The 15184-nt window shown below is 32.5% G+C and carries 15 protein-coding genes; 9 read left to right on the forward strand and 6 right to left on the reverse strand.

What is annotated here, in order from left to right; translation table 11 throughout:
* Positions 1-6 precede the first annotated feature (6 nt).
* Positions 7-354 (forward strand): hypothetical protein, encoded by a 348-nt coding sequence (locus AAGU22_RS13005; RefSeq protein WP_458719532.1) that lies wholly within the window; start codon positions 7-9, stop codon positions 352-354.
* Positions 355-554: 200 nt separating this feature from the next.
* Positions 555-746, forward strand: a complete 192-nt coding sequence (locus AAGU22_RS13010) for a hypothetical protein (RefSeq protein WP_458719533.1) — start codon at positions 555-557, stop codon at positions 744-746.
* Between the two features lie 522 nt (positions 747-1268).
* Here the strand turns inward: AAGU22_RS13010 and AAGU22_RS13015 are convergent.
* Positions 1269-1694, reverse strand: coding sequence for a hypothetical protein (locus tag AAGU22_RS13015; protein ID WP_458719534.1), 426 nt, complete (start codon positions 1692-1694; stop codon positions 1269-1271).
* Between the two features lie 156 nt (positions 1695-1850).
* Here AAGU22_RS13015 and AAGU22_RS13020 point away from each other — a divergent pair, with 156 nt between their 5' ends.
* The 3 genes from AAGU22_RS13020 (at position 1851) to AAGU22_RS13030 (ending at position 4334) form a co-directional block, all read left to right on the forward strand.
* Complete coding sequence (locus AAGU22_RS13020) at positions 1851-2255, forward strand: hypothetical protein (protein WP_458719535.1); 405 nt, start codon at positions 1851-1853, stop codon at positions 2253-2255.
* 821 nt (positions 2256-3076) lie between these two features.
* On the forward strand, positions 3077-3313 hold the full coding sequence (locus tag AAGU22_RS13025) for a hypothetical protein (protein WP_458719536.1): 237 nt from the start codon (positions 3077-3079) through the stop codon (positions 3311-3313).
* Positions 3314-3758: 445 nt separating this feature from the next.
* Positions 3759-4334 (forward strand): class I SAM-dependent methyltransferase, encoded by a 576-nt coding sequence (locus AAGU22_RS13030; RefSeq protein ID WP_458719537.1) that lies wholly within the window; start codon positions 3759-3761, stop codon positions 4332-4334.
* Positions 4335-4404: 70 nt separating this feature from the next.
* Here AAGU22_RS13030 and AAGU22_RS13035 read toward each other — a convergent pair whose 3' ends face one another.
* The 4 genes from AAGU22_RS13035 to AAGU22_RS13050 form a co-directional block, all read right to left on the reverse strand.
* Entirely contained in the window at positions 4405-4776 is a 372-nt protein-coding gene (locus AAGU22_RS13035) for an antibiotic biosynthesis monooxygenase family protein (protein ID WP_458719538.1), read from the reverse strand.
* A gap of 1379 nt (positions 4777-6155) precedes the next feature.
* On the reverse strand, positions 6156-7331 hold the full coding sequence (locus tag AAGU22_RS13040) for an alpha/beta hydrolase (protein ID WP_458719539.1): 1176 nt from the start codon (positions 7329-7331) through the stop codon (positions 6156-6158).
* Positions 7332-7750: 419 nt separating this feature from the next.
* Positions 7751-8356, reverse strand: coding sequence for a hypothetical protein (locus tag AAGU22_RS13045; protein ID WP_458719540.1), 606 nt, complete (start codon positions 8354-8356; stop codon positions 7751-7753).
* A gap of 304 nt (positions 8357-8660) precedes the next feature.
* Positions 8661-9632: an AsnC family transcriptional regulator gene (locus AAGU22_RS13050; RefSeq protein WP_458719541.1), complete on the reverse strand. Its 972-nt coding sequence runs from the start codon at positions 9630-9632 to the stop codon at positions 8661-8663.
* Between the two features lie 31 nt (positions 9633-9663).
* Between AAGU22_RS13050 and AAGU22_RS13055 the strand changes: the two genes are divergently transcribed.
* The 3 genes from AAGU22_RS13055 to AAGU22_RS13065 all read left to right on the forward strand — a co-directional run bounded on the left by AAGU22_RS13055 (position 9664) and on the right by AAGU22_RS13065 (position 12208).
* The gene (locus AAGU22_RS13055; RefSeq protein WP_458719542.1) at positions 9664-10014 is read left to right on the forward strand and encodes an SRPBCC family protein; all 351 of its coding nucleotides are present in this window, start codon (positions 9664-9666) and stop codon (positions 10012-10014) included.
* Positions 10015-10022: 8 nt separating this feature from the next.
* Positions 10023-10319: an SRPBCC domain-containing protein gene (locus tag AAGU22_RS13060; protein ID WP_458719543.1), complete on the forward strand. Its 297-nt coding sequence runs from the start codon at positions 10023-10025 to the stop codon at positions 10317-10319.
* A gap of 554 nt (positions 10320-10873) precedes the next feature.
* Positions 10874-12208: an ArsB/NhaD family transporter gene (locus AAGU22_RS13065; RefSeq protein ID WP_458719544.1), complete on the forward strand. Its 1335-nt coding sequence runs from the start codon at positions 10874-10876 to the stop codon at positions 12206-12208.
* 181 nt (positions 12209-12389) lie between these two features.
* Here the strand turns inward: AAGU22_RS13065 and AAGU22_RS13070 are convergent, their stop codons facing one another.
* Positions 12390-14333 carry a S9 family peptidase gene (locus AAGU22_RS13070; RefSeq protein ID WP_458719545.1) on the reverse strand — a complete coding sequence of 648 codons (1944 nt, stop codon included), beginning with the start codon at positions 14331-14333 and terminating at the stop codon, positions 12390-12392.
* Between the two features lie 407 nt (positions 14334-14740).
* Here AAGU22_RS13070 and AAGU22_RS13075 point away from each other — a divergent pair, with 407 nt between their 5' ends.
* Complete coding sequence (locus tag AAGU22_RS13075; protein ID WP_458719546.1) at positions 14741-15079, forward strand: hypothetical protein; 339 nt, start codon at positions 14741-14743, stop codon at positions 15077-15079.
* Positions 15080-15184: the final 105 nt, after the last annotated feature.

Here is a 15184-nt window from a genome sequence, read left to right on the forward strand (position 1 = left end):
GTGGCTATGGATGATGCCTTTGCAACCAAAAAGAAAAAAGGTAACGTAGCTGAGCAATCCATATCTCAATCACAAGCTTCAGTTCAAAATGCCTTGTGTGCTTCTGGTGGAACCACATTCCTATCATGTAACAATGTTAGCTTCCAACACCAAAAGAATACAAGAAACAATGCATTAGCACAAGATGATGATGACGGCAACGGTGGAAACTCTGCAGACCAAAGCATCAGCCAATCACAATCTTCTAGCCAAAACAGCCAGGTAGTATCTGGGGGAGATACAATCGGTTCTGGTAACAACATTAACGTTCAAAGCCAAACAAACAGTGGTAGCAACGCAGCAGCACAAAGCTAAGCCCAGAAGCTCCTATCTTTTTTTGAATTTACATTTTCATCTTAATTTAAGATTAATATAAGTATGATTAATTTATCATTAAAACGATTACTTCTATATACAAAGATTTGTATCAAATCATGATGCCTTGACTACTCTCTAAATTGCTTCTTAACATAATGTGTGTATGCAATAAAAACTATCATGCATTAACAACTATAATGTCAGAAAAACCACTTAACAAGAAGGATGACCTGCAGCAGGATGTTGGCGACGCAGCTGATAATAGTGAAATTATCGTAGACGAGATAGGGGACACCGTGGAGCCTGGACCAAGGGGAATGGCAAACAAGAGAAAGGAAACAAACAGCGCAAACATCGACACGGAATTAGACAGAGAAAATCTCAGTTAGAAATGAATACAATGGCACTATCGATACATATCTTTTTTCGCTAATTTGACGTATCAATTTAATTTACGGTTACTTATTTTATAATCATAATCGAATTGTATGGAAACTAGAATCCTAATTAACGAACCGATATCAACACTAATCCCTACGCGCCCAATTCAGAGATTTAGTATTACGTTAATAATAGTTTCTTATCACTCTAAATTCAAGAATGGATAAAATATGAATAATTGAGTATATTTAACAAACATGTAACGACTAAAGTAAATTCATTTAGTTTTGGATCAGAATAAATAAAAATATGTTAAGTTATGATTTCGATCGCCTTAAATAAATTGGTTTACTTAATATGGTAATACTAACTAAAATACTATGTTTAATATCACCATTAAAGAAAAACTTGACTATGTTCAATTAGGTATGATGATCAACCTCGTCATCCTTAACTCAATTCACTATATTGGTTTTCATTTAAAAAAATAATATGAGGTCATTTCAAAGTCGAGTATGAAAATATAGCTACTATTTAGATAATGGTGGATACATTGGACCCCAATTACATAGATAGTGATGTTGCCATATATGACCATCTCTCTCATAATACAATAAACAAACACCCGAAGCATCTGTGCTACCAGATTCTAGTGCTTCCTTGATAAGTTCCATTGATGCTATATTTTCATAACCGTTGTATGGAACTGTCACGTTTGAATTGTTTCTGAAAACAAATGTTATTGGATCATTCTGTTGTATACCTGTCTTACTATCAAATTCTTCTCCTAGTTCAACATATCTATTAATTATTTCTTCATCAGTTCCTTTTAATTTAACTGTAGTCCCATTAAATATTGTGGAGTTGTCTTGATTTGCAGTAACAAATTCCCTTCTTACTTCTACAGTTTTACCTAATACAATGCTCGACTGTTCATACATTTTAGGTATAAGCATTTAAACATACGACAATAGCTTGACTTTTTATAGATTATTTTAACTGAATTTGAATCATTTTATATGGGTTCGAGATTTCAAATCAACTTATTCTAATATAATGATATTGTAGAAAAATGGCTATAACTTTAAATATCTCGCATTTGGTAATATATTATGGCTTTAAAAGCATGTAAATATGAAATTCCAAGTGGTATAATAGAGTGCACAGGCGATGGGAGTCACTGTAGAGTAGCTGCAGTTGAGATGTTTAAAGTTGACGAACTGGAAAAATTTAATCATTTTGTGCATACCTCAATGACAGAAGTAGAAAGAAAAAACATACATGACGATATACTTGTTAAACTAACCGATGACGTTAATAAGTTGATCCATGAAGCCCAGAAAAAAAGACCCGATAAAAGAATTGGGATCTTGAATGCACCTTCAGGGCTATTTTTCAGATACAATAGTCATATTCCTCCGACGAAGGAATGGTTAGAGGAGGCAATAGATGTAACTGATGAGAATGTTGCACGGCTTTTGAAACTACCTGAGGACGAAGAACAAAACGCATCATAAATATTCTCCACGGTATCATATGAAATAAAGGGATAAATCCAAAATTTTTTGAAAAAATAATCAAAATATATCTCTCAATTTTTTTTAATAGATCGTGATTACTTTCTCATATGTGAGTGTTATCTATAATTCAGCTCATGAAATCGGCTTTACTAAGGAGTTTAACACGTCTTATTTAAAATATCGATATCGGCATTAATCCCCACGCGCCCAAACTTGGTGATATGGTATTTGGTAACAATTTATTGACTAGTCGGGAGTTTAACCTTTATCCCGACGCCCGTATCAAATTTATTCTGGATTCCATTCTGCCTTGAACGTTATCCTTACGTATGACAGCGTTTACAATCTAATTATACTTAAAATTACTGTAGCACGAAAAAAGAAACTGGTTATTATAGAAGGTTTTTATTTTACTTTCCTGGCAGCGATAGCCTTATAGAGTGAAGATACAGACATCATAGAACCTGTAGAATATTTTTCGTTTTCCACATACTATATATACATTTTGACACTATTAAGTGTTACACGAGTACATGCAGATATCTACAAAGATTACATGCTAACATTCAATGAATAATTTCTTCACATTGATCACTAATTTGCTTTCAAGGTGCTCACTTGACCTAACAAATCATTTTCATCTTGGAACACTACTGTCCCAGGGAACTTAATCTCCACGAATCAGGATGATAATTTGATTCTCAATACTTTGACAAATTGACTGAAATTAAGTTAAAGCAATAGAAAAATTAAAAATAACATCTCATTTACTCATTTGTAATTGAAATAATGTGGAGGAATATGAAATAAATTGTGTTGTGAAAGATAATACTGGATTAATAACCCAATTAGGATTTAAAGACCAAGGAATTCATTCAATCTTCATTATCAGTCGGTTAATTCTTTCAGGAAGAATCTCCCCTTATGTAAACAAAAATGGAAAAAGAGTAAGAGTTGTTGTTAGAGCGACCACACTCGACATTGAATTTTCTATTTCTAATGAAATGCATATAGATATCGATGATCTGGATTTCTTACCAAAATGCAATAATTAGAATTAACCTAGATTGAAGCGTTTTAATTAACCCGAACCATCATACTATCTAAATTAAGTCAAGTAATATTTTGTATCATCATTGGATCAACGAGCACGTTGATATATGCAGAAGTTTGTCTCTGAAATAGCATCGAAATCAATAGTGTAAATTCTTTAACACAATCTTTAAATTTATCTCTACTGAAGGAGATGTAGAATCTTATTTAAAATATCGATATCTGCACTAATCCCCACGCGCCCACTTCATAACTGAATCCTTTTTTTAGGCCCAAATTGAAGGATATTGTAAAATGGATGCAACAACAATTTCATTACTCAGGGAATTTTAATCACGAGTTCGATCCTACGTATTTACGATTGTCTATGCGTTAATGACTTCAGAAATTAAAAGACAATATCTAGAGCCTTTGTTAATATTATTCCATGTTATATAGAATTTGTTCATGATAGAAAATACAAGATCATTTCCTGACTGGGAAAATCTATACAAAAACCAAGATGTGAAATCCATGCCGTGGTATAATGAATCTCTTGATCATGATTTAGAATTAGAATTAGATAAAATGAAAATCAAAAAGGGCTCCTTCCTTGATCTTGGGACCGGACCTGGGACACAAGCAATAAAACTTTTTGAAAGAGGTTTTGAAGTCACTGCATCTGATCCATCCCATGCAGCAATTCATAAAGCATCAGTTCGTTATAATAACAAAATGAACAATAAAATCAAGTTTATAGTTGATGATATTGTAAATTCTCATTTAAGCAGTAACGAATTTGACTTTATTTTTGATAGAGGATGCTTCCACGTAATTTCACCAGAAAAGAGGTCGATATATACAGAGGAAGTAAACCGAATTTTAAAAGAAGGAGGGCTATTGTTCTTGAAATGCTTTAGCGAAAAAGAACCAGTGAGAGATACTGGACCTTACCGATTTTCAAATGATATGATAAAAAAACATTTGAAAACAGTAGATTCAAAGTACAAGGCATTAGGGAAACCGTTTATCAGGGCACATTAAATCCGTTACCCAAAGCACTTTTTGTGGTAATTTCAAAGTAAACATAGAAATTTACAAAAAAATATGCAGTCTAATCTACACATATGTTGGATATTGCCACTTTCCTAAACAAATGAGGCGACATAACAGTGTCCGGTGGCAGTTCAGCCATAGATTTTTGGAACTCAGGATTATTAAAGGCCCGCTTAAAATGTGCAGCAGATTCCCAAACTCCATAGTTAAAGAACGTATGGCTTCCAGCAATACCTTGATGTAACTGTGCTGATATAAATCCAGGTTGTTGTTTCATTATTTTGGTAGTATTCTCAAATACTTTTAGAAATATTTCTATATCCTCTGGCTTTACAATGAATTTGTTTAATAGAATCACAGGATTGGTATTTTCTTCATCTAACTGTGTTTTAATAGTTACATTTGGGTCCAAATCCATTATTTTAAACATAACAGATAACATTGAAAATAACTACCTTATAAGAAAATGGTGTAAATATAAACTCCATAGGTTGACCATCCATCCCTAGCGTCTATAACAGAAATATAAGAAAATAATAATTATGCTAAATTCATTGTTAATTAGGATATAACAAGAGTAAAATTCTATGAAGTTACTATCTACTTCAGATAAATATCAAAATAATAATCTTAAAACCAAAATAGCTTTTGGAAAGTTTTTAGAATTTGCTATATCCTTTCAATCTACTACTAAGAGAGACCAAATTCTAGCTTCTCAAGATACAAATCAAGAATTCAGAAGTAGATTCTGATATACGATGAGTTACAACCTGGTATGACTATCTTTGTAGAATAAAATATTTCTTTAGATGATTACATAATACTAAAGACTTTGGATTAAGGGATAATCCTAATAATGCAGAAATCTATATTTCAATCAAAAGAACTGAAAACACCTCTCTTCTTAAAAATAGATAAAAAAAACTAGGCGATCGAGTCTATATTTAGAAACTGAACTTTGGGAAAAAAGATATTCTAACTATTGTCAAGTATGATAGTTATGAGAGAAATCAAGTTGCTTTAACATTGCTTTGGGCTTTAGACGCTCGTCCATATGAAGTTACTTTTTTAAAGATAAAACTTATTCGCCTTAAAAAAAAATATGGTGATATGGAAAATTAAGCCTTTTCTCTCAATTTTTTAGCCATCAAACTCTTTGCAAATGCTTTTACGTCAGTACCATCTTTTTGGGTCTATTCTGCTTCCTTCTCCAAAGCATTTGCACGATCGTTAAGTTTCTTAGAGACAGGGTTAAATGCAAAGGATTCACTCATTATAGCTGTTGCAGCTATTATCACTGAGAGGATAGTAATTGTTACAATTACAATATTGTATTTTTATTCATAATATTACAATAACGTACATCTTTTTAAGATTTTTATTATTGGGTTTTATTACCATATATTATCAACGTCATAATATCGACTAAAAAAACATGATGAATGTATGGAATGTGTTGCAACAGAGTATCTGAAAAGGCGGCTCAAAAGTTGAAATGAGCCTAAATGATGCAAAACTTATCTCTAATAGGGACCTGGAAATTCCAGCTTATATGTACATCATGATTTTAATCACCAATCTATTATGTGCTAATGAGGATTGTAAAGGTCGATTCAAAGGGTTAGTACGATTAGAAGCACAAATAATGATGTGACATAAATTAATGTCGTCATTCATGAAGGTTAATACGTAGACTCAAATCATTTAATGTTATCAAACTCTATTACCCTCGGAACTCAATCCCATGGGGAGGGACTTGGGCTGTACCTTGATTTCTAAAATTCATTCCTACTGCACAATAATATCTGATTAGTTGTTCTCACTTTGCCAATCATCAACTATTTGTTTTATTGCTCCACTATCATGCACAGTCTGTCTGTAGATATTATCCCTATATCCCATGTACCCCATATGATTATCACCGTTTTTAGAAATTGTACAAATATGGGTAACAGGATATCGTATGTCACATTCGCCATCTTTATTTGAATCGGTATCAACAATGATTAGGGATGATACATCCGTTTCGTCAAAATTAGAGGGTACAACTATAGTAGATGCAGCCCCGTAAGCTCCAAGGGCATTATGACCTTCACTTAACTCATAAGGGCTTTTTACTAAACCACATATCCAACAGAATGGATTTATTTCACCTGCTAGCATGTTATCTTCGGGATTAAACAAATTAGAAAAATATCCTACTTCGGATTGAATAGCATCTCCAGAACAGGGTAAATAAGGCATATAAGAAATACAATCATTTGGGTTTGTTGAGATTTGGTCATTGTTAACTGCAGCACCCATCAGATGCACTGATGTTATTTCTTTCGAAGTATTGTTATCATTTTGTTCGTTGATGTTATCATGAATCCATTGCAGAGCCGACAAGGTTACTCTTGAACCAAGTGAATGCGCAATAATCCTTACCTTATCTTCAGGACACTCTGTCTTATAGTCAGAAATAAATTTTCCTAATATTGGACCATTTTCATTAGCTATTTTTTTTGCTATCATCCATCCGTGATAGGATAATGTTGCGTTATCAAGGGAGAAAGCAGTATTTGAATCCCAACTAAATCCTATCAGCGGAATATCATAACCCGAATCTCGTACTGATAGGGATACTCTGTCAGATTGCTCTTCTGCTTGCAAATCACTGGCCCATATACCGTGAACATATATTGCTAGTTCTCCGGGACAATCTTTGGTATCTAAAATTGAAAGAACTGAAGGCAATTCTACTTGTTGAGTTTCATTCCCATTGGTCGTATCAAATGATCCGCGGGTAGATGCGATAAAAGGATATAATTGTGCATGTGCATTACCTGTAGGATACGCATTTATTAATAAGAAAACGGTAGATAAAACAAATACAGAAATAATTGAGAATAATACACGTCTCTTGTAATTTTGTGTATAATTTAATAAATTAGGGCCACTCCAGGATTTAAATTTGTTCTTGCCCGCATCTGATTTGTTTACCATTTTTATATACTATCAACTCTATTATGTAATATAATCTATAGCAATTGATTTAGACGAGGATGATGAAATATCCACAATTCCATATGTGTCGAAATCGATTCAAGAATTATTGTTCAACAATTATGATCACTAATGGTTAGACATTTTATTAAGCATATTATTTTCAATAATCTTTAAATTTTACCATTAATGTATATAAGTAGAATCTCTTTTAAAATATCGATATCAACAAAAATTTCGACGGATGCAAACTTTTGTAAATTAATGATGCAGTTTTAGACTTGTATTGTGAATATGCTAAAGACGAAAAAATAGGTTAGTCTGATGGTACTTCCACCAGTAATTGTAAACATATTAACAATAGTACAAGTTAATCATAAATCATGAATTATTCTAGATAATCGTTATAAGAGAAGAAATTAGTTTACAAAATTGTTGCTTAAAGGAGTTGCTTCTATGTGATATCTTAAAACATAATCAGGGTCCTTGTTTATAATTGCAGTGTATTTGTAAATCACCAAATTAATATTAACAGTATCCTCTTTGCCATCATCCGTAATTGCGATATGACTTCCATTTCCAAAATTATTTGTTTGATTATACTTTTCAGATATCCAATCAAGAATACCTATTTTTCCTGCTTTTTGAATATAATAAGGCTGAGAAAACAAATAAAGAGTATCTGATATAGGCATCACTAATGAGATATTTTTTCCGTTAAACTTGACTGTTTGTCCCTCATTTACTTTTTCGTTAACAAGTAACTCTATGGGTTTATCATTTATATCAACTGAAAAATTCCATAAACCTTTTCCGAATAGATTTTTATCATTGTCGATAAAAAGGGAATCAAAAGTTACATTGACTAAAACTTTGGAGGAGTTGGAGACATTATGAGATGTATCATTTCTTGCGACCGAGAATCCATCATAAGAGTAAGAAATTATTGGGATTGTAGAGAAAATAACAAGAATAAGAGTTAAAGAGGTGCCAAAAAAGTTTGTGAATTGAATTTGATCATACATTTCTAAATTTATGGTAATGATAGTATTTATGATTACGTTAATATCAAAGAATTCAATTTCTTTCCAGATAAAGTGGCTTTTATTTTTTAATTGTTAATTATCATTTAACTTTGACTGAATCAGAGTTAACTGAATCATAGAATCAATTTTAATAAATAATTTATTCTAAAATATGAATGAAGGCAATACATTTGAGCCGTCCAATTTATAGCTCCGTAAATTAAGTCATAAATATGTTATAACCCCATTACCGTTACCATTATCACAGTGGAGGAACTTAATACCCCATGGATGAGGACTGTTCTTAATCAATGGTATTATTAATTTTGATAGATCCGTACAAAAATGGTTGTCGTCGTGGTATTCTATTATTGATCTCTTTTCTTATCCAGTCATCATGATATTGCCATTTTGTAAGTATGTATACATCCGCGCTTTTAACCCCTTCAAAGGAGCTTACCTTATTTATAACAGAATCCACCGTGAATATGTTTTCACTAAAGAATACGAAAGTCAGCCTATCTTCTGAATCAATCACACTAGGACTGTATAAAATATTTGCTTGAAATTCTGAGTACATGCGTTCAAGTACACTCCGACGATGAAATTTTGTAGTGATAATCGGAATGGCAAATTGAATATACCCTACCATAACAGATGGATTGCACTGGATTGAGAAATCCAATATTCTTGCATCCTTCATCCTAATAAGACGTCTTGTTGTGGTTTTTTCAGAAATACCAACTTCCTTAGCAATATCTGCTATTTCTGTCCTTGCCCCTAATAACAGTAAACATTTTATTATTCTGAAATCTGTTTCGCTTATATCGATTGATTCAACATGTCGTTCTAAAATGCTAATACTCACAACGGTTGCAGGTTTTAAGAGATGATTCAATGATTGGATGGTTTTATCATCTAATGACTTTTCGATGATTAGCGCTGCAACACATGTTCTTCCCATATGATATACATGATATGCAAGGTAACCAAGTTGCTTTACCTGTCGAATAGCATCATCTTTATTTATTCCATTACTAGTTTTTAAAAGTACAATAGCTACCTTGAATCCAAAAGTTGTAGGATTAACTCTAACTACAAATTTTTCGATGACTCCGTGAAGTACCATCTTCTTGACTCGTGCCTTTACACTCTTTGATGTTAAGTCAACTTCTGAACCTATGCTGCTATAAGAAGATCTGCAGTTCCTAGCTAATGTGGAAAGAATGGTTAGATCAGTTTTATCAAGAACTAATATCTCTTCAACCTCAGTCATGATTTAATTGTTGCAATAACTAGTAATTAAGTTGTCCGATATAGGGAGTTTTGCTTCCCCTAAAGATAAGTATCTGTACAAGTATATTGTATATATGACAAAGTTTGAAATAACAAATGAAAATGTTGAACAAAGCTTTTCTTCAAATATGAGGCGAAACAATAAAACACTGAATGCTGAATCTAAAGGAACCATAACTATTGAAGAAACGCATGGAGCAGTAAAGTTTGAACGTCGACTTTCTAATCCAAAAGAGGCGGTCTGGAAAGCAATTACAGATCCAAAAGAAATATTCAGGTGGTTGCCCGATTATAAAGGAACCTTCGACGGGTACAATGGTGGTGCGATTGATCTTGTCAATACCTATCAGGATCACACGTAACTGGAGATATGCTGGTCTGGGATCTTCACAATGTTTTTGAGTATGAGTGGCATATCGCTCCTAATCAAATGTTCCCTAATGGAGAACCTGAATCTGTTATACGGTGGGAGCTCAAGCAGGATGACGATTCAAACACGGACACACTACTTATACTAACTCACAGCCGCCTCACCAAATCAACAGCTCTAAGTTTAGCCCCTGGTTGGCATGCGTACCTAGATCGGCTTGAAGCCATTCTAAATAATCAGGTACCACCAGATTGGGCTCGTCGGTTCGCAGAGGTCAAAAAATTGTATTCCTCATGATGAGGCTGTCATATATTAAGTAGCAGCCGGACTGTATAAAAAAATAAACTTTATGGTTTGAGTATCCTGCCACCAGAGTTATACTGTTATTGGTATTAAAACCTCACCACCGCAGGGAACTTAATCCCCATGGACTAGCTGAGTAATAGGATCGTTATACCTGATCAACGTTAACGAATATCGTCATCAAGGAGTGATGTGGATACAGTCAAAATTTCTCTAATCATAAACAATATTCAAACCATATCTAATGAAGATAATCGAATTTCGGTTAATAAATTTTACGACCCCGTATTTTTTTTCATGATGGTCAAACTCTTATAGTCCTTTCTCCTTGTTTCACCATAGTATTATTTTGTTCTTTTCGTTTCCAAAATGATGGGTAGAGAGGAAATAGAAAATACTGACTCTACTATAATAAGGCATTGATAGAATAATGAAATATCGAATAAATAATTAATAGTAATTTCTCATTAATTAGACATAATCTTGGAAGTACATCAGATTTGAATGAAATCATTACGTTTGGCATTTTTTTGTTGGTTTACTTCCTAATGATTGCTAGGATAAGGCTAAATAATCTTCCATTCTGGATAATAATGTCAATTGGAACTATTCTTGTTTTAGGATTTGGAATAATTCCTATAGAATCCGCTTTAGAATCAATTAATTTTCAAGTCATAATGTTTCTTTTTGGAATGTTTAGTATTACTTCTGCTCTCGAAAGATCTGGTGTACTTAATTACGTAGTTGGAACAGTTTTACTCAAAATCAAAAAGGTGGATCATATTATTATAGTAATTGTATTCATGTCAGGGTTTTTAGCAGCTTTCGTGGTAAACGATACAGCAGCGATTCTTCTAATTCCATTTGCTATATCAATTTCTAACCAGTTACGAATTAAACCATCAATTGTATTGATTTCTATTGCTATTGGGATAAATATTGGGAGTACGATGACACCTATTGGAAGTCCTCAAAACCTACTTATTGCTAGTCAGAGCGGTATGACTTTACCTTTTATAACATTTCTTTCAATATTGGGGCCACCTACGATCATAAATCTATTCTTAAGTGGTTTAGTTTTGCACCTTTATTATAAGAGATCTTTAGTTACAAGATCTCCTTTAGATGAGAAATCCACAAAAAATGATGATAAAGGTGCCAATAATGAACTTCAATATAGCTCTGTTGAAATTTCAAATAAGTTAAAACCAATCCAATTTTCATTTACCAATAGGTTTGCCAAAATTTCTGTATTAGTTTTCTTATTTACTATCGGATCTATGATACTATCAGAGGTAACACATCTTTTATTTGGGATTCATGTGGATATCGGAATAATATCGCTTATCGGTGCAGCTATATTATACATATTGTGTAAAGAAAGAATTTCTATATTGAGAGATGTAAATTATTCTGTCTTAGTCTTTTTTGTTGCCATGTTCATTTTCACGTCTGCATTATGGACATCGGGACTAATTCCCATAATGATGGATTATTTTCCTCCACTTAACCCGAATAATACTTATTATGAGACTGATGACATGCTTCATAATAACGCAATTATTTCTGTAATAAGTATAACTATGAGTCAAATACTAAGCAATGTACCGTTCGTCGTCATCTACAATCATTATATGATTGAGAATGGATTTGATAAAGATGATGTATCTGCTTGGCTAATGTTAGCTTCAGCAAGTACCATTGCTGGCAATCTTACTATATTTGGAGCTGCGAGTAACATCATCATAATGCAAACTGCTGAGTCTAGAGGGTTGAAGGTGTTCACCTTTATAGAATTCTTCAAAATAGGGTCACTAATAACGGTACTAAATGTTTTTGTTTATTATTTATTTTTGGCTTTTTATATTTTTTACAGGTTTTAGAATAATGTATATTATTCTTTGACTAATCTGGATGTAAGAGAATCTATAAAGGACTGATATGTTGATTAAGAGGATCTTCCCTCAACAAAGGTATAACCCTACTACTGCAGGGAACTTAATCCCCATTGGTCCTATATAATAAGGGTGCTATAAAAAGAATGGTACAAATTTTGAAATATATTTACGATGATGTTTTTTCTAAAAGAAATTCTGCAGATCTCTTTAATGCCTTTATTTGATTATTATATTTGGTAAAGCCGTGCCCTTCGTCTTCAAAAATCATGTATTCTATATCCATTCCCTTTTCTCTTAGTCTTTCAACTATCTGATCAGATTCGCTTTTAACTACTCGGGGATCATTTGCTCCTTGTATCACCAACAAACTAGTCAATGGATTGGTATCATCTACAAAAGTAATAGGAGACCTCTCCTTAAGAAAAATTTCTTCTTTGTCTGGATCCCCTACTAGCTCAATAGTGAGACTTTTCCAATGTTCAGGTACTGTCTTGATAAATGTTACAAGATTGCTTGGACCAACAATGTCCACCGCAGCTCTTAAACTATACTGAGGTAGGCGAGTTATACAACTTAATGCTGCAAATCCCCCAAAGCTAGCACCAAATAGCCCTATCCTTTTAGGATCAATCCAATCCTGAGAGATGAGCCATTTTATTGCATATTCTAGGTCCTTTAGTTCATTACCACCCCAGTCATGATATATTTTTCTTTCAAAACTTTTGCCATACCCAGTACTTCCTCTAAAATTGGGTGCAATCACTGTCAATCCATTATAAGAAAGATATTGATAAAGCCCAGAATAATCATAGTATGGTCTTTCTTGAGCTGTTGGACCACCATGAATTGACAAGATAGCACCAAATTTTAGCTTATCCTTTTCATTTATTTTTTTGAAATTAGTGTTATTAGGAACATATATTAATGCAGAAATCTCTAATCCATCAAAACTTTTGTATTTTATTAATTGTGGCTTGACTAGTTTATCATCAGATAAATTACCATATAAGGATGTAGTAACGCGCGTACAATTATTATTATCGTCATTCTTCTTGAGATCTATCAAATAAATATTGGTTGGAGATGTAGGCATATCCATCATGATGCCGATTCTTTTTCCATTTGAAGATAATTTGAGATCTTCAATAACGCCGTTCAAAGGAACAATCTTATTATTTTTCTTAATGGTTGGAGTAATTTCCGTAATTTCTTGATTCACCATGTCTCTCTTGTACAATTTACTATAACCATCCACATTTTCTGTCCACAAAAGCAGTTTTCCATCTAAACTAATATCAATTGATTCTATGTCATGAGGAGAAGTTAATATCCATTCCAGTTTTGAAGTATCAATATTGTAGAATGCAAGACCCATGAACTCTCTTTTTGAATCAGATAGAATGTAAAAGCCGTTTTGATTAACAGACCAGGGTCCAACAATGAATTTGCTTTTTTGTTCATACTCTAAATTAATTTTTTCCATACTTCTACTTTCTACATCGAGAATCCATATGGCATAATCAGTTAAAGTTATTAATTGAGAACAGTTTAATTTTTTATTATTGGGAGACCAGTAGCCTGGAATATACCAACCTACCCTATCTGTAATACAAAAATCTTTGTTTTCACTGCTCATGTTCCTTACATATATAAGCATATCAGAAGGATTCTTTCGATTCGATCCATAAGTAATGTATTTTCCATCATGACTGAAACATTGCGAACCCCATTCATGTCTTATCGTTGGATCAGAGGTTATGGGTTCAAGCCAGGAATTGAAAATATCTTCAATTCTATATATCTGGAAATTTTCATCCCCTTGATGATCTGCAAAAAAGATTAAACTATTATCTACCGGAGAAGAAAAAAAATGTCTTATTGAATGATCGATAAAATTAGTTAATGGATAAGGAAAGCATTGTACCTCAGAAGTCAAATTAGAGTTATGTCTCCATAAGTTAAACTGTCCATTGATGTCTGAAATATACATTATCCAATCATTATCTTTTTTGAGGAAGTCAAAATCAGTGTATCTATTAGTTGATGCAAATCTTTCAAATGGAAATTGTTGGGTAGGTTTATTCTGCTTACTGATAATGGAATCTACCATCTTTCTATTTTGAATATCATGGATAATAGATATGTATTTAGTATTTAGTAAGCTATTTGATGTTCGAACGCGATCAATATTCTTTGATTGTAATCAATTTACCTTTTCATACACAGTTAATTTGTTTGAAAATTATCAAGTTTTTCAAAATATTGTATTGTTCAAAAACTTATTCTGGTAAAAATTTACAATTAGTTAATGATTATTATGGATGAAAAGAAGATACACATTAGAACTTTATGTCATATTATTGTGAATTTATTTTCACTTTATTCAAGCCGTTTAAGGATATCTGTTACTACGTACTATCCAGAATTTTAAAAATTTGCGAGTAACCAAGTGGACGGATTAAACAATTCCAAATCCTAGTGATACGATTAATATGCTAGCGATAGAGTAATTATATATTGGATTGTCATAAGTTTACTGTTTGGTGTTTTTCTGGAAGAATTAAGAAATTTGGTGGTAAACTTTCACTTTATGAAAATGATGAAGGTACCTTGATTTTAAACGGAGATACTTTTCTTCTGGTTGAATTTGCCGAATACAAAAAATTTCTAAATGAAAATCCGTCAAAGAATTATGTTTGTTTATGGGGAACTACATCGAGTATTTCATCTAATGATGTTATAACTATCGAAGGTTATGAAAATCATAGACACATTGATGATTACATTACCATTAATATTACAGTACAAAATTATTTACCGGGATGTCATGCATCAAGTTTTGCAAAAAGGATTTAGTCAATCATAATTCCGGTTTATCTATAAAGAGTTGAAGTATATCTTTCTACTATTGATTTGGAAATCCAATTTAAAACACCGATACCAGCACTAATCCTCAAAGGC

It is taken from the genome of Candidatus Nitrosocosmicus sp. R (genome assembly GCF_054408505.1).